At 40.9% G+C, this 20,445-nt stretch carries 19 protein-coding genes; 18 read left to right on the plus strand and 1 reads right to left on the minus strand.

The genetic code is table 11. The annotated features are described in order from the left end of the window. The first annotated feature begins 78 nt into the window (after positions 1 to 78). The 18 genes from EZE20_RS11740 to EZE20_RS11825 all read left to right on the plus strand — a co-directional run bounded on the left by EZE20_RS11740 (position 79) and on the right by EZE20_RS11825 (position 19,852). Positions 79 to 1,860, plus strand: a complete 1,782-nt coding sequence (locus EZE20_RS11740) for a hypothetical protein (RefSeq protein ID WP_132117816.1) — start codon at positions 79 to 81, stop codon at positions 1,858 to 1,860. Between the two features lie 4 nt (positions 1,861 to 1,864). Next, on the plus strand, positions 1,865 to 2,251 hold the full coding sequence (locus EZE20_RS11745; protein WP_132117818.1) for a hypothetical protein: 387 nt from the start codon (positions 1,865 to 1,867) through the stop codon (positions 2,249 to 2,251). Then, entirely contained in the window at positions 2,223 to 2,432 is a 210-nt protein-coding gene (locus tag EZE20_RS11750) for a hypothetical protein (RefSeq protein WP_132117820.1), read from the plus strand. The genes EZE20_RS11745 and EZE20_RS11750 overlap by 29 nt, the downstream gene beginning before the upstream one ends. A 13-nt stretch (positions 2,433 to 2,445) precedes the next feature. After that, positions 2,446 to 2,976 carry a hypothetical protein gene (locus tag EZE20_RS11755; protein WP_132117822.1) on the plus strand — a complete coding sequence of 177 codons (531 nt, stop codon included), beginning with the start codon at positions 2,446 to 2,448 and terminating at the stop codon, positions 2,974 to 2,976. A 39-nt stretch (positions 2,977 to 3,015) separates the two neighbouring features. After that, a complete protein-coding gene (locus EZE20_RS11760; RefSeq protein WP_132117824.1) occupies positions 3,016 to 3,501 on the plus strand; it encodes a DUF5675 family protein in 486 nt (161 codons plus the stop codon). Next, a complete protein-coding gene (locus EZE20_RS11765; RefSeq protein ID WP_132117826.1) occupies positions 3,464 to 4,267 on the plus strand; it encodes a hypothetical protein in 804 nt (267 codons plus the stop codon). The genes EZE20_RS11760 and EZE20_RS11765 overlap by 38 nt, the downstream gene beginning before the upstream one ends. 72 nt (positions 4,268 to 4,339) lie before the next feature. Beyond that, the gene (locus EZE20_RS11770) at positions 4,340 to 4,807 is read left to right on the plus strand and encodes a hypothetical protein (protein ID WP_132117829.1); all 468 of its coding nucleotides are present in this window, start codon (positions 4,340 to 4,342) and stop codon (positions 4,805 to 4,807) included. After that, complete coding sequence (locus EZE20_RS11775; protein WP_132117831.1) at positions 4,791 to 6,797, plus strand: DUF5977 domain-containing protein; 2,007 nt, start codon at positions 4,791 to 4,793, stop codon at positions 6,795 to 6,797. The genes EZE20_RS11770 and EZE20_RS11775 overlap by 17 nt, the downstream gene beginning before the upstream one ends. Positions 6,798 to 6,799: 2 nt before the next feature. Then, entirely contained in the window at positions 6,800 to 7,330 is a 531-nt protein-coding gene (locus EZE20_RS11780; protein WP_132117833.1) for a hypothetical protein, read from the plus strand. 309 nt (positions 7,331 to 7,639) lie between these two features. Then, positions 7,640 to 9,400 (plus strand): ATP-dependent nuclease, encoded by a 1,761-nt coding sequence (locus EZE20_RS11785; RefSeq protein ID WP_132117835.1) that lies wholly within the window; start codon positions 7,640 to 7,642, stop codon positions 9,398 to 9,400. Then, complete coding sequence (locus EZE20_RS11790) at positions 9,397 to 11,043, plus strand: UvrD-helicase domain-containing protein (RefSeq protein ID WP_132117837.1); 1,647 nt, start codon at positions 9,397 to 9,399, stop codon at positions 11,041 to 11,043. Before EZE20_RS11785 ends, EZE20_RS11790 begins: the two co-directional genes overlap by 4 nt. A 417-nt stretch (positions 11,044 to 11,460) precedes the next feature. Continuing rightward, positions 11,461 to 12,387 carry a hypothetical protein gene (locus EZE20_RS11795; RefSeq protein WP_132117839.1) on the plus strand — a complete coding sequence of 309 codons (927 nt, stop codon included), beginning with the start codon at positions 11,461 to 11,463 and terminating at the stop codon, positions 12,385 to 12,387. A 298-nt stretch (positions 12,388 to 12,685) separates the two neighbouring features. Next, a complete protein-coding gene (locus EZE20_RS11800; protein ID WP_132117841.1) occupies positions 12,686 to 14,449 on the plus strand; it encodes a site-specific DNA-methyltransferase in 1,764 nt (587 codons plus the stop codon). A gap of 5 nt (positions 14,450 to 14,454) precedes the next feature. Next, complete coding sequence (locus tag EZE20_RS11805) at positions 14,455 to 17,100, plus strand: DEAD/DEAH box helicase (RefSeq protein WP_132117843.1); 2,646 nt, start codon at positions 14,455 to 14,457, stop codon at positions 17,098 to 17,100. Positions 17,101 to 17,129: 29 nt separating this feature from the next. Further along, entirely contained in the window at positions 17,130 to 18,236 is a 1,107-nt protein-coding gene (locus EZE20_RS11810; protein ID WP_132117845.1) for a hypothetical protein, read from the plus strand. A gap of 66 nt (positions 18,237 to 18,302) precedes the next feature. Continuing rightward, the gene (locus EZE20_RS11815; RefSeq protein WP_132117847.1) at positions 18,303 to 18,800 is read left to right on the plus strand and encodes a hypothetical protein; all 498 of its coding nucleotides are present in this window, start codon (positions 18,303 to 18,305) and stop codon (positions 18,798 to 18,800) included. A gap of 27 nt (positions 18,801 to 18,827) precedes the next feature. Further along, entirely contained in the window at positions 18,828 to 19,100 is a 273-nt protein-coding gene (locus tag EZE20_RS11820; RefSeq protein ID WP_132117849.1) for a hypothetical protein, read from the plus strand. Between the two features lie 188 nt (positions 19,101 to 19,288). Continuing rightward, positions 19,289 to 19,852: a recombinase family protein gene (locus EZE20_RS11825; RefSeq protein ID WP_132117851.1), complete on the plus strand. Its 564-nt coding sequence runs from the start codon at positions 19,289 to 19,291 to the stop codon at positions 19,850 to 19,852. A 98-nt stretch (positions 19,853 to 19,950) separates the two neighbouring features. On the opposite strand, the gene EZE20_RS11830 is transcribed toward EZE20_RS11825, so the two are convergent. Then, a complete protein-coding gene (locus EZE20_RS11830; protein ID WP_132117853.1) occupies positions 19,951 to 20,379 on the minus strand; it encodes a hypothetical protein in 429 nt (142 codons plus the stop codon). Between the last annotated feature and the right edge of the window lie 66 nt (positions 20,380 to 20,445).

Here is a 20,445-nt window from a genome sequence, read left to right on the forward strand (position 1 = left end):
ACCGGAAACGAAACGGCAGTAGAATCAACAATAGCCCCGAAAAAAAGTACTACGGATTTTAATTTTTAACTACTAGCTATGAAAAAAATGTTGTGGGGGCTACTGCTCCTGTTGGGCCCTGTGGCCGCTCAGTCCCAAACTACGCTGACTTTCCCAAGCGGCAAAATTGCCAGTCAGGACTGGGTGAAAACCTACGTTGATTCCATCCTGAATCGTCCGGGCTTACCGCCCACTATTCCCGTAACGCCTCCTGTGAATACGGATCCATCCTTACTGCCCTGTGACGCCGGTCCCGAAATCAGAAGTATTTTTGAAATCAGCCAAACCGGAGCACGGATCCAGTTTCACGGAAAGAATGTGTTCGGCCTGAACTTCCAGATTAGCAAGGCCGGCCAGCTCGTCCGCTCCGGACAGATCAGGCCCAGCTCGAGCGTGATTCAGGTCCAGTACTCCCGACTTGAACCGGGTATCTACACCCTTACCCTATCGGGCAGTACCTGCACTGGATCTGATCAGAAAGAATTTCTGATTCCGGGCAAAGAAACCGGCGTAGTGATTCCTGACAGAGTGGTTCCACCAGTCTCTGCGGAGCGTGGAACCTACGAATTATTCATGAACCTCACCGGCTTTGGCTACGAGCCTTATGCTCAAAATGGCCTTCATCACGACTGGCCCGAGCGCATCGAAGCCTTTCAGTACGAGTGGGGCTATGGTATTACCGGCATCAGGCTTAACATCCGGTGGAATGAGTGGGAACCAGCTCCGGGCAATTTCACCAGGCAGGGCTTGCAAAAAGTGATTGCCTACTGCCGCGCGCGCGGGCTGAAACTATCCGTCCTGTTTTGGCCGTGGCGAAAAGAAGGAGACAATTTTATTCCGGAAGGTCACTACGTCACCGGACATCGCGGGAAACAACACGAGATCGAGACAGATAAGCGCATGGGCTCGCTGGCTTCCGAGCTGATGAATGAAAAAATTTATACCGCCGTTCGGGAGCTATCAGCTGAACTAAATACCTACGAAGGAGCCTACTACCTGAGCATTGGCACGGCAAGTGCCGAAGAATTTACGAATCCGGTTGTTGGTGAAGGCTATGGCGGGGCCAAAGAAATCACTGGTTTTGAACCCGTATTTCAGGAAGGATTCCAAAAATTCAGGCAAGCAAAAAATTTGCCCTACGCCCGGCCCTACATTGTGGAATGGGAAAATGGTGCTGCCCTGGACATGGGAACCGACCTTGGAAAAGACTTTGCCAGGTTCATTTCCCTGACGCTCACCCGGTATTTTGAGAACTTCACAAAGGCCGTTAAAGATGGATCCTCAGGGAGAATCCTTTCGGTGTATTCGTATCCCGACGCCGGATCACCTCAGAACGCCTGGTACCTGCATGCCAATTTTGCCAGTCAGGCCGCAAGTGCTGATGGGATGTTTGGCACGGATGGAAATGACCGGTGGGATAACTCGCGCAAGCAGCTTGTAAACGCCATCAATTTGGGCATGGGGAAAATCAGCATGAATGAGTACGACCCATTCGATTTGAGTTCAAATGGCTACTGCACCGGTATCAATTTGGGACAACTTGAACGGGAGTTTGAGAAAAGCTACGCGGCCGGCGTTCAGGTCATTCACCTGAGCATGTCCTACTGCCCGGCGGAAATACGGGGGATGGAGCCGCACCTGCGCTATTTGTCTGAAAAGTATATCGGTAAACCCTACGTCCGTCCCGAACGGCCCGTTACGGAAGTTTCCATCACTCCCGCCTACTGGCAGGGAAAAGACATTTTTGCCCCCGCCTGGACGGGTAGTAATTACCTGCAGCCGGTGGATGATGAATTTTGGGGAGAAGCCCGTAAAGACTGAGCGTATGAACACAGCTCGAATTGCCGCCTTTCTGCTAACCGTCCTGACTATAGCTATGGGCATAGTCCTTTACAAGGCGTGCAGGAAAACCACCTCCAAAACCCTGCTTGAACAATCGGCCGATAGCCTGACCCATTATTCCAATAAAGCACGTATTGCACATGATTCCGTCAACTATTATGATCAGAAGTATGCGGCTGCCAGGATTTCTCATGATAGTCTGGCGCAGCTTATTTTTCGTGGCAGTCCTGCTTTGGCTTTCAAACGGGACAGCCTGCGGGCAGTTATCGAAGCCCGTATCCGGGCAGCAGATTCAGGACGCGCTTCTGGACAGCCTGATCCTGTACGAAAGTCTGAAACCCATGCATCGCATTCAAACACAGGCCAATGAGAACCTTAGAGAAGAAAACCGTAGCCTGCGAAACGAGCTGCGATTTACAAACCTGTTGCGACTGCTGGAAAAACGCTCCTTTGAAGGTGCCTTTGAAAATGAAAAAAAGAAACGAAAATGGATACTATGGCGGGGCAGAGCGGAAGGATTTGCGGCAGGCCTATTGGTCCCCTTTCCTTAACCGCAATTTTTTTATGAAAAACTACCTTGAAAGTATCGCCCTGGCGGGTAAGAATTACTGCATTTTTTTGATCGATAATCCCTGGACAACCTTTGCTGCGCTGTTTTTAGGCCTAGGAATTTGGCTGGTGGAATTTGTGGAGATCTACATCTTCGCCGATTTCCGGTATTTGACCTCCCTGTTTTTGATGATTGCCTACGATACCATGGCAGGAATTAAGCGGGTGAAGTATCTGCATAATCTGAATCCGGGAGTGAATCCCGCGCCAAATTCCAAAGTATTCAAGGATAAGACGTTCTCAAAAATCACGTACTACCTGATCATGCTTGGATCCCTACACGGCCTGGCTCACTTCCAGGTCAAAGATCAGGAGGTGACCGTCTTTCACGCATTTGAATATGCCGCGCTGGTGGCCATGATGGCGGCAGAATTCTGGTCGGTGCAGGAAAACTACGCGGCCATTGGCAAAAAGACCATCTTTCTTCTGGCCTGGCAGAAACTTGCAGAGTACCTGCCCAGCGGCACCAAAAAGCCGGAAGTGTAAGAATTTTTCCATGTATCGTATTTTATTTTCCAAAAGTGTATGGAAATTTTCCAAAAACGAATTATAAAAAAAGAGAACAGTACCCTTTCCAAATACTGGGTGGATGGTGTTTGGAAAGGGTATATTCTGGAAGACAAGGACCGGGGACTAAAGTCCACCATGACACTGGCTGAACTCCTGAAAATCAAGGTCCATAGTCAAACGGCCATTCCGACCGGACGGTTTGAAGTGAAGCTAAGAGTATCACCGGCCTTCAAAAGAAAACTGCCCTGGCTACAGAATGTGCCGGCCTTCGAGTACATCTATGCCCACAAGGGAAACTGGATTCGGGACACCCGGGGATGTTTGATTGTAGGTTTGTCCTACGGGCAGGAAGATGGGGAGTACTGCGTTCGGGAAAGCAAAAAAGCCTTTGACCCGCTATTTGCTGAAATAGTGGCGGCCCTGGATCGGAAAGAAAAAATATGGTGGGAAATCGTTGAAGCCTATGAAGATGAGAAAAATCCTGCCGAAATGCTGGTCTGATTGCAGCCGGAATCAGATTTTAAAAGCCTTGCCAATAGTGCTGACGATCAAAGCCAATGAAGATCCTGCGGCTACCTTGCCCCTGATGGATCATTTGGCAGAAATTCTAAGCGGCATTTCAAAAGTGAGCTCGCTCCCCCTATTGGCCCGGCAGGATTTGTATTCTAGTCTTGCCTGGTCTATTTCCGAGCCGCTCAAAGAAAAGCCTTTTGACTATCTAAGGGTCAGTCATCGCCGGTACTATTTGCCTGAGCCCACCTATGCCGACAGCTCGACGATTGAAGTGGCCATGGCCAATATTCAGTATCTGGCTTTCAGTAATCCGAAGGCTCCAAATCCACAAGCACTCTTTGAATTTTTGGGCACCATCCTTCGCCCAAGACGAATTGGTTGGCGGATCCGGCAATGGCTTCCCTCCTACAACGGCGAAAATCGGGAGGTCTTCAACTCTTTGCGAGCGCAGCAGCGCGCCAAACGGTTCAGGAAGCTAAATTTTCAGCAGATCATACCGGTACTGCTGTACTGGCAGGAAATGAACAATGCCTTTATCCGGCGCTATGAAAAGCTTTACGAATCGGATGAAAGCACCCGGCAGCTCTTTAAAAATGGCGAAGGCTGGCTTTCAACCATTGAAGATGTGGCCGAAAACCGCGTTCATGGCAATTTTGACGCCGTTTGTGAAACCAATATTCATACCATTTGGCTCTTTTTATCCCACAAGAAGGTAAAAATGGATGAAGCAAACCGCCTGATGCAGGCAGAATAGGTTTAACTTTTCTGTCCTACTCCAACTCCTTTCTACTCCCTACGTTTGTAGCCTACCAAATCCCATGGAGGTATGCTACGCAGTGCCGATTTTGAATCCTATATCAATTACTTCAAGCAGTTTGCCCAGCTCAGCCCGGATATAGAGTACTTTCTATATGGAGGTGTAGAGCTTGGTATACAGTACGCCACCGGAGCGGACGGCTTCAACTACCCGTTTATGTGGCTCGAACAACCCGAAATCATTTCGGATGACAACGACGCCAGTCAGCTGACCGAGATTTACTACGGCGGAGTAAGTATCATCTTTGCTCCACCGCTTGACCGGCCACAGGAGCAAATTCAGGCTGAAATTGATTCCATCCGGATCATTTACAAACTCCAAAAACAAATGCGGGCCGACAACCGGTCCAAAGGCTTTGTGCACTGCAACCTTGCCAAAATGCGCAAATCGGCCGTAGATCGTGCCTGGGCAAATAACCACCATGGGTGGAGACTTGAATTTGAACTTCACCTGAACGCAAATGGATTACTTAGCTAGTATTACTCCCAAAGATCTGGCGCTCTCGAAAAACCCGATCATTGTCAATGTGGATCCGGTCAACCCGGCAACCTTTCCCGTTCGCGCCGGCCTTCGCTATTTGCTGGATGTCTACACGCCGAAGTTTTTTCAGGCATCAGAATATGCCCTGCTCACCACGCTGGAAGCCTCGGAAGAACCGCCTAAAAGCTTTGCCGACGTGGTCACTTACGCAGGTGCCTACTTTGATCTGTCGGAGCTGCTTCACTCTCAGCTGATGAGCTGCCCTCCCGCATTTGGTCAGCAGGTGATTTCGGTCTGCGATACACTGACTTCCTCGTTTTATACAAAGGCCCGAAGGTTTGAGGGTGAAACGCTGATTGATGAGTCTCTTTTCCCAATCGGCACCGTTTTTAGGGCCGGTATCGGCCCTGCGGACTATGCCGATTTTCAGGCTACCTTTTTCACCCGCTACACCCAGGGGCGAAAATTCCTGACGTATAAACCTAATGGCCTGAGTATCCGTCCGGATCAACCCGAATTCCTGACCTTCCTGACCAATTTCAGCCCGACCCCGGCTGAACTGCACCTTCGGGTTCAGCTACAATTTGATGATTTTACCCGGCAGACCTTTACAGCCAAAACTTTGGCAGGCATTACAGCCATGACGGCCTACTGCATTCCCGTTGGTGTACAGGCACTGGGGCTCATGAGTCTGGCCAAACCCGTGCTGAGATATGAGGTTTGGCTTTCCAATGAAAATGAAGAACGGCTTTCAGAAACCCGGACTTATATAATGGATACCACCCAGCATCGACAGGTACGGTACCTGATCTTTGAAAATAGCTTAGGAGCATTTGACACGATCGCCTTTACCGGCAGCGGTAGTGAGAGTCTGCTTGTGGCACGACAACTGGCCGACCGCTTTACAGGCTTTGACTTTCTGCCCACATCGAGCGAGCAGGTGATCAACCGGGTTACGGGGGAACGGCAGCTGTCGGTGGCCTTTGGTTATCCGGCCCATCAGGCCAAGGCTCAACGGGAGTGGTGGCAGGAGCTTTATTTTTCCGAGCAGTTTTATCTGATCACCGATCGGGAAATGATTCCGCTACTGCCCATGACAGAATCCTATCTGCCGCTGGATGATGCCGAGACGCTGATCAACCGGTCCATGACCTTCCGCTACACCAATGCTGAGCGTTCGTACAGCAAATTGCCGATACTGCCTCCGGTCCCGGCTCGGCCAACCTCATGGCGTGGGGATGCCCCGGCTTGTGAAACGAACGCAGTTTCTGGCCTACGAACCAATTTGAAAAGGTATGGTTTGCTGGTAAAATACTACCTCGATACGGGCGAAGATGTAAAGCCCTATACCCAAAAGCCCAACAATCCCGGCACAGAAGGCTACATTGGATCCTGGATCAGTGCCGATTGTGCGCCAGGCTTAACTACTTTTCTAAGCGAGGAAATTACAGGGATGTCTTCCTTTATGAAGATTGGATGTCCAGACGGTTACGTAGGTACCCGCTGGATGATCACCATTCCGGCTGGTGTATACGGCTCGGAAAGTAGCCAAACAGACGCTAATGCCAGAGCTCAGGTAGCCTGGGCTGCATTGGACACGCAAAGCAGCGCCAATCAGAATGGAAGCTGTATATTGGCGAGCCCAATTCCGCTTGGACTCCGGAATAATTGCCCCGGCGATGGAATTGGCTTTACGGGTGCAGCCTATAATCCGATTGCGGCTGTCCGCAAAAATGAGGTGGAAGTCATTGCCAATACTGCGTATAGTGTTGATGTGCGTTATGCGGCCGCTGGTCTTGTAGCAGGTACCTACACGCTGGACATCAAGGCCTCTTTTGCTTCAGCTCCTACCCTGCCCTACAAGATCAGGATCCCGACTAAAAACCTTTCCAGTCCGGTCCTGAATGGAAATCAGACGTTTCGCTTTGCCAATGTACCGGTAGCCTGGGGCGATGATGAACTGATCCTAGTGATTGAACAAGCCTGAGCATGATTTCAGATGATTTAAATCAGGAGATCATTGACCTGGCCACGGAAATCACCCGTGATGCCGTAGGCTATTTTGAAAAAGCTATTGAGCGGAGTGGGCTATTGCTTACCTCCGAGCTCAGAAATAGCTTTGAGTATCAAATCAACCATCAGGCCGGGCAGCTGGCCGTCTCCGGAGACATTTACTTCAAAGGCTATGGCCGGATGAAGGATATGCGCTCACTTACGTACCTCAATATGCCTTCCATAGATGTACTAGAAGAGTATGTTGATAAGGTAGGGCTGGACAAATTTACCTTTGTGAACCGGTTTGGGCAACGAAAGATCCCGACCAAACAATCAGACGCCCGGCATATTGCCTGGGCCATTGCCATGCATAAGAAACGAGTTGGCACCGTCCGGAGAAAGCGCAGCTCAAACTGGTACAACCGTACGAAAGTAGATTTTCTGAATGTGATGCGGCGGCGGATGATGGAACGGACGCAGGTATTGATAACAAAGGCGTTGAAAGAGCAGACTGAAGGCAAGTAAAAGTGGGGAGTATCTTCCTTAGACTGATTCTAAATTTCTACAATAGTATTTGTATACGAGTGGGTTGTGCTATCTTGTCACCGTTATAAAATCAAATTAAACGTTTTTTACCTTAGGGGGTATTGGCGATAGAAAATGCAATGGTATAATGGAACAGAACCAAATGCTTACTCAAATACCATTATATTACAATTCGGGAGTATAACCATAATTAAGTTTTAAATATATAGATTTTGGGGATAATTGTGGGAGGACAGTATAGAGTCAAAAAGGGTAATTCGGAAAAACCAAACAAGCTAATTAAAAAATATGATTTTAGCATCTGTAAAACTTCAAGGATTTAGAAACTTCAAAAATAGTGAAATAAATCTTGCTAAAAAATCTTTAATCATTGGCGCTAACGATGTTGGGAAAACCAATTTACTTTGGGCAATTAGACTTTTATTAGACAGAAGTTTATCTGACTACGACATTGAACCCAAAGACTCGGATTTTTATGCTTTTGAAGAAACAAATACGTTTACGATTCAACTACATTTTGACGATGTAATTGAAGATTGTGTTGTTTCAAAACTAAAAGGGAAGATAGGAGACGACAATAAACTTATTTTAGTATATAAAGCATTTCGTGATAAAATCACTAAAGTCAAAACATTTCAATTTTTTGCTGGACCTAGTAATGACTTAATTGAAGAAATTGAAGATAGATACTATAGAAAAGTATTAAATGTGAAGTATATTAGTAGCAGAAGAGATCTACACAATTACATAAACAGAGAAAAAGCATATTTATTTCAAATTGCTAAAGAAAATAGGGAGGAAGACGAAGTTACTCAAGACGAAAAACTATATTCTGAAATTCAATTACAACTAAAAAATGTTGATGAAAATATTCCCAAACTAAATTTCATATCTTCCGCAACAAATACAATCAATGAAGAACTTTCCAAATTGTCACTACATCATACTAAGCAAAAAATTGTATTTGATGCAAGTTCATCTAATGTAGATAAATTTATAAATAGTGTTTCGATAGCTTCTAAAAGTAAGGATCAAAGTGTTTTAATTGGCGGTGATGGACGATTAAATCAAATTTATCTTGCGCTATGGTCTTCAAGAAATGAACTGACAAAAGATAGTCTAAAAGAAATTACAATCTTTTGTATTGAAGAACCCGAAGCACATTTACATCCACATCAGCAACGTAAACTTGCAGAATATTTAAACTCATCAATAAAAGGACAAGTATTATTGACATCTCATTCGCCTCAAATTGCATCAGAATTTAGTCCTAATTCAATAGTCCGATTATTCAATAAAAAAGGGGAAACTAAAGCTGCTTCAAATGGTTGTTCAGAAATAATTGGTAACACTTTTAAAGATTTTGGGTATAGGCTAAGTATAATTCCTGCTGAAGCATTTTTTTCTGATGTAGTTTTTCTTGTAGAAGGCGTTTCCGAAGAATTATTCTATAAAACACTATCAATTCAGCTAAGTATAGACTTGGATAGACTAAACATAAGTATTTTAATGGTTGACGGAATTGGATTTTCAACATTTATTAAAATCCTAAATAGTTTAGACATTGATTGGGTATTAAGAACTGATAATGACATTTTTAAAATCCCCAAGAAAGAAGAGTATCGTTTTGCTGGTATCCAGCGATGTATTAGTATTTGTAAAAATTATTTTCAGAAGGACGAAACAACAGAAAAATTACTAAAAGAAAATGAAAGCCATCTAAAAGGATTTAATAATCCTAATGCTTCTGAAATTAATATTAAATCAGCTTCAATAATTATTAAAGACCTTGAACGATATAAAATTTATTTATCTAATAGGGATTTAGAAAATGACTTATTCAACACTAAAATTAAAGAAGATTTAAAAAATTATTTTAGCGATATTGGTGAACATGAAATCATTAATGAAATGCAAAAAAGAAAAGCCTCGTTTATGTTTAAATTTTTACGAAACAATAAAGAAAGTCTAAAAAAATTATCCGAAGATCCAATTGCCAAGCCTTTGCTAAAATGTAAAGAGATTATTGAAGAAATGCAGAAAGAATGAAACCAACTGAACAACAAAAACTAATTCTTGATTACGATGGCAATTCGGTTATTATAGCTGCACCTGGTAGCGGTAAAACATTTGTCATTTCCGAAAAAATAAAATGCCATTTAAGAAGTCTGCCTGAACATCAAGGTGTAATAGCAATTTCATATACAAACAAAGCAAGTATAGAACTAAAAAATAGAAGTCTTTCCAATGGCGATAACCCAAAAAGTTCTTTTTTTGGAACTATTGACAAATTCAATCTTTCAGAAATAATTATCCCATTTGCAAAATATCTTTTTGGTGTTCCAAGTACTGATGTGAAAATAACTAAAATAACATCTTTATCTCATGACGAAATTGAAAATTTTAATTGGTTTAATAGAAAACTAACTTTAGAAAAAATTTCCGACTCAAATATTGATTTGTTAAAGTCATATTTTCTAAAAGGGCTAATATTCATTGAATCCATTGGTGTTTTAGCAAACTACGTATATACTAATTCTGTCGCCTGTCGAAATTACATAAGAGCAAGATATAAATTCATTTATATTGATGAGTACCAAGATTCAGGATTTGAGCAGCATCAAATTTTTCAAAAAATTAAACTTTTAAATATTAAAGCATTTGCAGTTGGCGACTTAAATCAATCTATCTATGCTTTTTCAGGGAAAGATGCAAAATACTTAGAAGAATTGACTAAGGATGAAACTTTTAAATATTTTAAATTGGACAAAAATCATCGCTGTCACCCTTCAATAATAAATTATTCAAACTATCTACTCAATCCAAAAACCGAATTAATTTCTACAGAAAATAATTTAATATTTTTTTCCAGAGTTAAGGGCAATGAGCAAGCGATTGCACAATGGTTAGACCAAAATATAAAAATTACCCAGGAAGCCTTCAAAATTGAAAAACGCAACCAAATTGCAATATTAACACGGACAACTAGAACAGGTGAAATTATAAACAACGAGCTTAAAGAACCTCATAAACTATCAGTCAGTAATGAATTAGACACGAACCTTAATGTGTGGTCATCAATATTCTCAAATTTACTAAGTTTTGGGTATGATAAAAACTATAAATTTAATGATGTTATTGAATTATTTACATCATATGACAATTTCAGCAATAGTGATTTACAAAAGCTTAAAAGTTCAAAAGAAAAAATTGTAAATTTTTTTTCATCAAATACATTAAATAAAGAAGAACTAATTATCGAGTTCATAAATGTTGCTAAAATTATTGCCCCTAATTCAAAAGGACAAGAATCAATAGATCTATTGAAATCTGTATTAGAAAATGCTATAGAACTAAAATCATACGAACCAGCAAATGAAAACGAAGTCAATATATTGACTTTACATAAATCAAAAGGACTAGAATATGATTTTGTTTTTCATTTAGACCTATATGAATGGGTGTTTCCAAATAAACAACCTGGAAATAATAACGATTTCAATAATCCTATTTATGGTGATTGGACACAAGATCTGAACTTGCATTATGTTGGAATTACAAGAGCCAGAAAAGGATGTTGGCTAGTTTCAAGTACGCAAAGGACAAATAGTGAAGGTATATCGAAGAAAGGAAATGATTCTGAATTTATTTGGAAAGATAAAATTGAAGATTTGAGATTCCCTATTACATAGCTCTTTAACTAACTGAAAAAACCTAAATTTGGAAGAGTCAAATGAGAAAATTATTGTATCTAAGTACTCTTTTCAATTTAAATTGACGACCTATATTGCCAATCATCAGGCTAAAGTCAGGTCAAAATGCTCTTTCAGGAAACTAAGCAACAAAGCCGATTTGAAAGATAAAGAATAAAGAAGCTAAAACAGAAAAAGGACGACTAAAAAAACAACTAACCGCAAATAGCGGTTTTGAAAAAGCTTAGGTTTTGTGCTTCAAAGTAGGTAAAGTGCTTTATTGAAATTCTATAATTCTAATAAAGTTTAATTCTGAAAACCAACGTCTTTGCAAAGCAAAAAAAATATTTGGATTGATAACCGACCCATTTGAACAGTAGTACTAACTCGAAAAATTTATCAAGATATAAATAGATCGTGGATATATCAGCAATAGATAAAAAAATTTCTGAACTAACTACCAAGTTGAATAGTAAAGTTCCGAAAATGAAAAAGGATAAAGTAAAAATGGGTTCAATACCTGTTCACCTGAAGAAATATTATGCCGAAGAAATTGCGAAACTTGAAAAACAAAAAACTTACTTACAAAGCCTAGAAGAAGTTCATACAACAATCGATTGGAGCAATGTCAAATTTGAAAACTTTCAGATAAGAGTAATAATTAACGGGCAGTATTCAGAACCGTTTCAACTTTTGGAATCTCGTAGTTCCTATGAGTTTTTAAAACCTTATTTTTTAAAATCTGACTTGAATCCATTATCAGTTTCAATGCTGGGAAATAAAATTTCTTCAATAAGTGATTTATCTGAACTGAATTGTGTATTAAACATACTTTCAATTCAAGACGAAATCAATAACTATTTCAACGACTTCGAATCTACTACCATTGAAAAAATCTTATTAAAGCTGAAAAACATTTTGAACCAACATCTTTTTTACTTTTTCAAAATAAAGGAACGAAGTTTATACCTTAATTTTTTATGCGAGATTCAAAGCAATGATTTCAAAATTATCCCAACGACAGAAATTTTATTGAGTAACGATAAAGTTATTTCGCACGAGGAAACTTTTCTTTTCACAGTAAAGAATCCAAAGTACGTTTATATCATTTGGGAAAGCACTCTTATAAACAGAGCAACTTACATTTTTCAAACAAGCGACAACTCCTACACAGAAGATGTGCAAAGATTATTTGACTTCATTGCATCAGGAGAAAATAGTAAGAGGAGAAAACTTAGATATTCAATTAAAACAACGGAAAATCCTTTTAAAAGTATTGGAATAATTCAACATTCAAACATTGACGGATGGAAAATGAAAATAAAAAGTTTGGTGCAGAAATGATACCATGCGATCCTTCATCAATCAACTAAAAGATCGTTGTGCTTACTTGTTTGGCTGCTTCGGAAAGACAGCAGCACATTCACAAAACAATACTGATGCAAAAGCGTGGGTTTTGTGTTAAAGCTCAGTTCTTCAATTGAACATTAGTACCAAAATCCCTCCAAAGCAAAATCCAGACTCTCAGCCGAAACAGCCAGTCTTCCCCCTCACCCATCATAAATTTCTCCTTGGAAGCTGAAAAATTGACCGTGGTAAACTATCTTGTGACCCCTACAAGATTTTTAACTAATTCCACGATATGCCTACCCTTCATTGGATCGGAAAAGATAAGGTGGTTAACCATCATCTGGATGTTCCCTACCGAGTACTGAATCACGAATATGGTTTTTCTGGCGATTCCGGTAAGACAAGAACGCCTACCCAGAGCGGTAACAAGATTATCCACGGCGACAATCTTGAAGCCCTCAAAGCCCTCTTGCCAGAGTACGAAGGCAAAGTCAATTGCATCTACATTGACCCACCATATAACACCGGAAACGAGGGATGGGTCTACAATGATAACGTCAATGACCCCAAAATAAAGAAATGGCTGGCCACTGTTGTCGGCAAGGAAGGCGAAGATTTGACAAGGCATGATAAGTGGCTTTGCATGATGTATCCTAGATTGATGCTTCTAAGTAAATTACTGTCTCAAGATGGTAGAATGGTCATTAGTATCGGATATCAAGAGGTTTTTAACCTAATCCAAATTTGTAATGAGATTTTTGCTAAAAAGCAAATAGTCTGCATAACAATTCAGACTTCTGGTGGAAAGCCTGCTGGTGGGTTTAATTTTCAACATGAGTATTTAATTTTCATTGTACCATATGACTTTAAACCAAATCCATTGCTATTTACAGGTGGCAAGTTAAGGACACCTTTTGAAGGATTGACATTAGCCACTTTTGATAAGACTCAAAGGCCTAATCAAACTTATCCTATATTTATCAATACTGATAACGGCACTCTTGCTGGAATCGGAGAATCTCTTCATGAAAGAATAAAAACAGGAGAGTATATCGACAAACCAGAAAATTTTCCATTTGATTACAATGAGGCGCCAGAAGGTACAGTCGCGATTTGGCCAACCACCTCAAAAGGGAAAGACTGTGTATGGCGTTTAAGCCCAGCAAGATTGCTTAAAGATTGGGAAAAAGGCTATATCAAAATAAGTAAAAATAGATCTAAGAAAAGTCAGAATAAATATAGTATTCAATATTTACCTGATGGGGTAATAAAAAAAATTGAATCTGGAAAACTTGAAGTAAATGGAAAAGAACCTGCAGCTCCCACTTTAACATTTGGTAGTAATCTTACTGTGGGAAGTGAAATACCAACTCTATGGCAGGAAAAAGATTTCTATACTGTAAAAGGGACTACACAGTTAAGTCAAATTTTCAGTAAGAAGCTATTTAATTATCCAAAGCCACTAGAACTAATAACTGAAATTTTGAGATCAATCAGTTCTCTGGATGATATTATCTTGGATTCCTTTGCTGGTTCTGGCACAACAGGTAATGCCACACTGAAATTAAATTTGGAAGATTCTGGTACGCGAAACTTTATACTAATTGAAATGGAAGAATATGCCGAAACTACAACTGCTGAGCGGGTCAAGCGGGTCATTAATGGCTATGGAGAAGGCGAAAAAGCCGTGGAAGGTACCGGAGGGATCTTTGACTACTACACGCTTGGGGAGCCGCTATTTGATGAATACGATAATCTAAATGAAAGTGTTGGCACGGAACGGATCCGGCAGTATGTGTGGTATTCTGAAACCCGTACAGCCTATGAATCTCAGGCAGCGGGCGAATACCTACTGGGAAAAAAGGATGAATGCGCCTACTATTTTTTCTATGAACCCGATGCTATGACTGAGCTGAATTTTGATTTTCTGGCTCTCGTCAAAGTCAAGGCAGATCAGTATGTAATTTATGCTGATAACTGCCTGCTTTCAGAGGAATTCATGTTAGCCAAAAATATAATTTTTAAGAAAATTCCACGCGATATAACCCGCTTCTAAACCATATGGAGTTAAAAAGCTACCAACAGGATGTCCTGAACGACCTTCGCACCTATTTTGATTACCTTACTACCATGCAGGATCCGGCGAAAGCCTTTGATACGTATTGGGAGGAGCGGTTGGGTCCATACAATCCGATTACCCGCAAAGGCATGCGGCCCTACTTGAAAACGATTCCAAAAGCCGTGCATTTGTGCGTGAAAGTTCCTACTGCTGGCGGGAAAACGTTTATTGCCTGCAATGCGCTAAAAGTGATTTTTGATCGAATGCCGAAGGAGGATCCAAAGGTTGTGGTATGGCTTGTACCCTGGAGCAACCTGCTGGATCAAACTGTTAATAGTCTAAGTGACCCTAACCATCCCTACCGGCAGAAGATCAATACACTATTCAACCATCGGGTAGACGTTTACGATAAGAATAAACTATTGCAAGGGGCAAGTTTTAACCCCGGGGTTGTTAGAGAACAGCTCAGTATCATTGTTATGAGCTTTGCCAGCCTGCGGGCTCGAAACAAAGATGATCGGAAAGTGTATCAGGAAAATGGTCAATTGGCTTCTTTTGTCGATCAATTGACTGATAAGGAGCACGTTTTAGAAAATACGGACGAGTCTGCCTTGATCAATATAATTCGCAGTTTTAATCCCGTAGTAGTAGTTGACGAAAGCCATAACGCCGAAAGTGATCTAAGCGTGGAAATGCTTAAAGCTCTGAATCCAAGCTATATTCTTGATCTTACAGCGACTCCCAAAGAAAATTCAAATATTGTAAGTATGGTGTCGGCCATGAAGCTCAAAAAAGAGCACATGGTCAAGTTGCCAATTATTGCCTACAACCATAGGGAGAAAACGGAAGTGATTGACAGTGCCCTGCACTTACGGCAGAGTCTGGAACAAATGGCAATTGCCGAACAGAAAGCAGGCGGTAAGTATATCAGGCCTATCGTTCTATTCCAGGCACAGCCCAAAACTGGTGAGGAAAATACGACTTTTGAGAAGTTAAAAGCACTATTGATTAAAGCAAAAATTCCGGAAGAACAGATCAAGATCAAAACTGCCACGATCAATGAACTGAAAGGCGTTGACCTGCTTTCCCCTGATTGCCAGGTTCGCTACATCATTACAGTGAATGCTTTGAAAGAAGGCTGGGATTGTCCCTTTGCCTATATTTTAGCTTCTTTGGCTGATCGATCATCGGCAGTAGATGTGGAACAAATTGTTGGCCGGGTTCTTCGCCAACCCTATGTTACTGCCCATAAGCAGACACTCCTCAATATGTCGTATGTATTGACTGCCTCCCTGAAATTTGAAAACACTTTACAAAATATCATTCAGGGTTTGCAGGCCGCAGGGTTTAGTGAGAAAGATTATAGGGCCGAGAACAAAGTGACGCCGGAGGATATAGCTCAGGCAAAGGAAAAAGAAATTCAAAAGGAGTTATTTGCAGAAAGTACAGAAACCACTGCTGATGATATTGACCCTGAAAAAATAACGTTTGATCCAGAGGAAATTAGTGAACAGCCCGCACCTGGGGTAAGTACTACAATAGAAGAAATAATTGGCCTTGCTCATGAGGAATCGGAAAAGACGGAGGAGCAAATGAAGAATTTACGCGCAAATCCAACCGATCCTATATTCACTGAAATGGCTGACAAAGTAGTATTTTACCCTATGCGAGCAGATGTTGAAGCTCACGCTAAAGCCGTAATTCTCCCCAAATTTTACCTGAAAATTCCTTCGGGCGGCTTGCTGGAGGGTATGAATGAGAACATAGAAGTGAATAAAAATGCGCTTCTGGAAGGATTCCGCTTGGTGAAGAAAGATACAGAGATCAATTTTGAAGCTTTGGCGACGGAAGTGTATAAAATTGATATTGAATCAGGAGCCACAACCGAAAGTTATCGACCTACTGCATCGAAAATCAAAAAAGGTGATGCGCGAAACTTGTTGATGGAGCATATCCTATCAAGGCCTAAAAGTAATCAGGTAAAAGACATTGCCCATATGCTCCGGAAGCACCTGGGAGATTTGAGCCCGGTATCAGAACAGGATGTGACCAAATATCTTACGAAAGTTTTGGAGGATATGTCAACCGAAGAGTTTACTGAAATTCTTAATCGTGAATTACTCTTTGGCCGGATACTTAAGCAGAAAATCCAGGGCTTTATGGATGAGTATGCAGAAAAGCAATTTGGTGATTATCTAGAAACAGGTAAAATTTTCATGAAACCAGTTTGGAAATTTCCAGAGCAAATTGTCCCAGGAATGGTAGGGCCCAGTATCGTGCGGTCGCTGTATGAGAAGGAAGGGAGCGTCAATAACTTCGAGCACAAAATCATACTTGAAGTGGCCAGCATGGATAATGTAGCTTTTTGGCACCGGAACCTCGGCCGTGGAAAAGGCTTCGCAATCAACGGATTTAAATCCAACCATTACCCTGACTTTATTATACTGACACAATCGGGAAACCTGATTGTACTGGAAACCAAAGGGGATGACCGCGACAACTCGGACAGTCAGGCCAAGGTACGGCTCGGGAACACCTGGGCTATTCGTGCCGGTCAAAAGTTCAAATACTACATGGTGTTTGAAAAAAACAGCATCGACGGAGCCTACACCTGGGATAGGTTTAAGGAGCTGATGGAGGGATTGTGAGAAAAGCAATAATGTAAATCCATTCACATATGAACAAAGTTACTTATTTAATCGGAGCGGGTGCCAGTGCCAATGCTTTGCCGGTGGTTAATGGCATTCCTGAAAAAATGGCAGAAATGCGAAATAAATTTGACGGAATTAGTTTTAGCAATAGAGAGTTTTTTTCATTCGATACTCTGAAAGAATGTAATAAACAAGAATGTAAAAATATATTTCTTGCTGATTTAGATAAAATTAGGCTTGCCATTGAAGATCATGCAAGTGCTGACACCTACGCAAAAAAGCTTTTTTTACAGAATGATACGGAAGGACTTGTGCGTTTAAAATTGATGCTATCCATTTTGTTTAGTATAGCTCAATCAAGACATGCTGGTGTTGATAAAAGGTATGATGCCTTTTTTGCTTCTATACTTAATCGCCTAGATGAATTTCCGACTAACTTACGAATACTTTCATGGAATTATGACCAACAGTTTGAAATGGGGTATGCACGTTTTAGCAAAAGAGGTTTAGAAGATGCACATCAAACTTTACGTGTTCAATTTAAACATCTTGGAAAAAGTCTTCATAATAACTATAATGCTGACAAGTTTTCAATTATTAAGCTAAATGGCTCAACCGGCCTTGTTGGTGATAATAGAAATTATCGGTCGCTACTAAGTGATTACAGAGTTTCCAAAGAACAGAATAATGAAATTGATCCTAATGAGGGGTTCAGATATAATAGTAACCAAGCTGAATACTTATTATGTAAATATCATGAAATGCTATATCCCTTCCGAAAGAATCAAAATCCTGATATGGAACCTCTAATGTCTTTTGCCTGGGAAGATGAATTTTTTGATTCAAACCATATAAAGACAAAGGCTGTAGAATCATGTATAAAAGCAAATACACTTGTGGTAATTGGCTATTCTTTCCCTTACTTCAATCGAGAAACTGATAAGATGTTGTTCGACAATATGAGGAGTTTGAAGAAGATCTATATTCAAGATAAATATCCACAAGATGTAAAAGATCGAATTTTGACACTTATGCCTACTGAGAAATCTCCGGAAAATCAAAAAATCTCTCCACTTCCAGAATTTGTTTTCATTACAAACTTAGATCAATTTGTGATTCCACACGAGTTGTGATAATAATCCTAACGGATGTTTTAAATCATCTTAATTTTCTGACTGTACCCTCAAAAAACCACTAAAATGAAAAAAATCCTAACTATCCTACTTGCATTCTTTATTTTCTCCTGCCAATCGAAAAAGGAAGAATCTCCTGAAATGGTTTTGCTGCGAGAACAAAACGAACTACTCAAAAAGCAACTTGAAGAAGCTGAAAAATCTAAAACTGAGATTAAACAGAAAGTTGTAGAACAAGCCAAAATCCAGAAAGTAAAAAAGGTCGTTATTGACGATGATAGAATAAAGCAAGACTTACTAGGGCGGAGATTCGAGTATTTACAACCTGGCTTAGTTAGGATTAGGAAAACCTGGGAATTTGCCTCCCTATCTGAATTCATTACGTTCAGTGTAGAGAATGAAATAACAAAGGAAGATTATATTGAAAAAACTATCTCCATGACTTTGGAAGATAACCGAAGTGGTCAAAAGCATTATTGCAAAATGCTTGTTAGCTATTCAAAATCAGGTAATGAATGGATTATGGTCAGAAATGATGTATTGAAGTTTAATAACATTGATTGATTTTACGGAATAGAAATTAATAATTTTATGCAAAAAAATAATGAATCTTCCGATAAGCTAGAATACTGGATAAAATTATTATTTTGGATGAGTTGTAATACCATACTTGGCTGGATGGCTAGCAAAGTTAGTTGGGTTTTAGGTTTCACTTGGTTAGATGAAGATGGATTTATTTTTGAATTCCTACATGGAACTATTATTCTAGGATTACTTTATCCGATTGTCTTAACAGTAGGACCCATAATGGATGCAGCCGTTAAACTCGAAAAAATTTACTTTACTGAGGATAAGAATTTATAATCCTTGGCCTTTGTCTCACAGGCCTATTTTGTATGGTCCAAAAACCCATACCTTTCTGAACCCTGCCCACCGGCAGGGTTCTTTGCTTTTGTGGCCTGCCAAAGTAGGGTTCAAAAAGTAGGTTCAGTTCAAAAACATGCGCTATCTTTATGGACCTAACTTTATGACCGCTTCTACAGACCTACTCTATGAATCAAATATTCGGATACGCTCGTGTGTCGACAGCTGACCAAATTACAGACACCCAAATTGATGCTTTACAGAAATTCGGCTGTGATCGCATTTTTAAAGAGAAAATTTCCGGACTTTCCGTTCAACGTCCAGCCCTGGACGAAATGCTATCTCTCCTGCGGGAAGGTGATACTGTCGTGGTTTCCCGCTTTAACCGATTAGGCCGAAGCCGGGATCACTTGATTAGTCTGATTGGTGAGTTCTCTAAACGCGGCATCATCTTCAAAGCCCTGGACCTGGGAATTGATTCTTCTACACCTTCGGGAAAACTGGTCATCGGCATCTTTGCCGCCTTAGCTGAATATGATCGGGAGATGATTCTTGAAAAGACCCGCGCCGGCCAAATACTGGCAAAGGCAAAAGGAAAGCACATTGGCCGGCCATCCGGAGCAAATCAGGAGAATTATACAAAAGTGAAGAAAGCTATAGATAAGGGTTTATCTGTGATCGAAATTGTACAACTGACCGGCATCAGCATTTCCAGCGTAAAGAGGTACCGAAAGGAAATTTCCAGATCGTAAGTTTTTGAATTTTACTTTACAAAGAAGCTGCCCAGAGCTGTACCGTACTTTGCACGCGCTTCTTCCTAATCTTATGGGTGAAAGAATAAGGTATGGGATTACCTAAAAAGCAAGGTAAAATCATACATTGTTTTAGATCCAACTCCAACTGGACAACATACCCCTCCTACCTTTATTCCGTTTTCGTAATAAATAAAATCTTTATACTTTGTAGGAAAGTCCAAGTTATGAGAAAATGAGATATCAACAGATACTGCATCATAGCCCTTTGGTACATCTACTACAAATTCATAATTACCTTCTTCATTAGTATATGTCTTTCCCAGTGGAATGCCCGACTTATTCAATCCAGCGGAATTCAAGTGGATCAACACGCTATCGACCGGCTGTTGCGCCTCGTCGATCACCCGACCCGTGACGGTGGTGACGCGCTTGCCGGGACCACCAAGTTGGCAATCAGTCAAGCATAATATAATCAGTAAAATATAGAAAGTAAGCAAAAAGCCCTGGGTCTGTTTCAATTTCATACTGGGTGGATTTTAGAAACTTTGTAAATGTAAAAAATTGGTAACTTATAAAGGGTAACCTTATCA

Origin of the sequence: Arundinibacter roseus (assembly GCF_004348825.1) — a bacterium.
GTDB classification, from domain to species: Bacteria; Bacteroidota; Bacteroidia; order Cytophagales; family Spirosomataceae; genus Arundinibacter; species Arundinibacter roseus.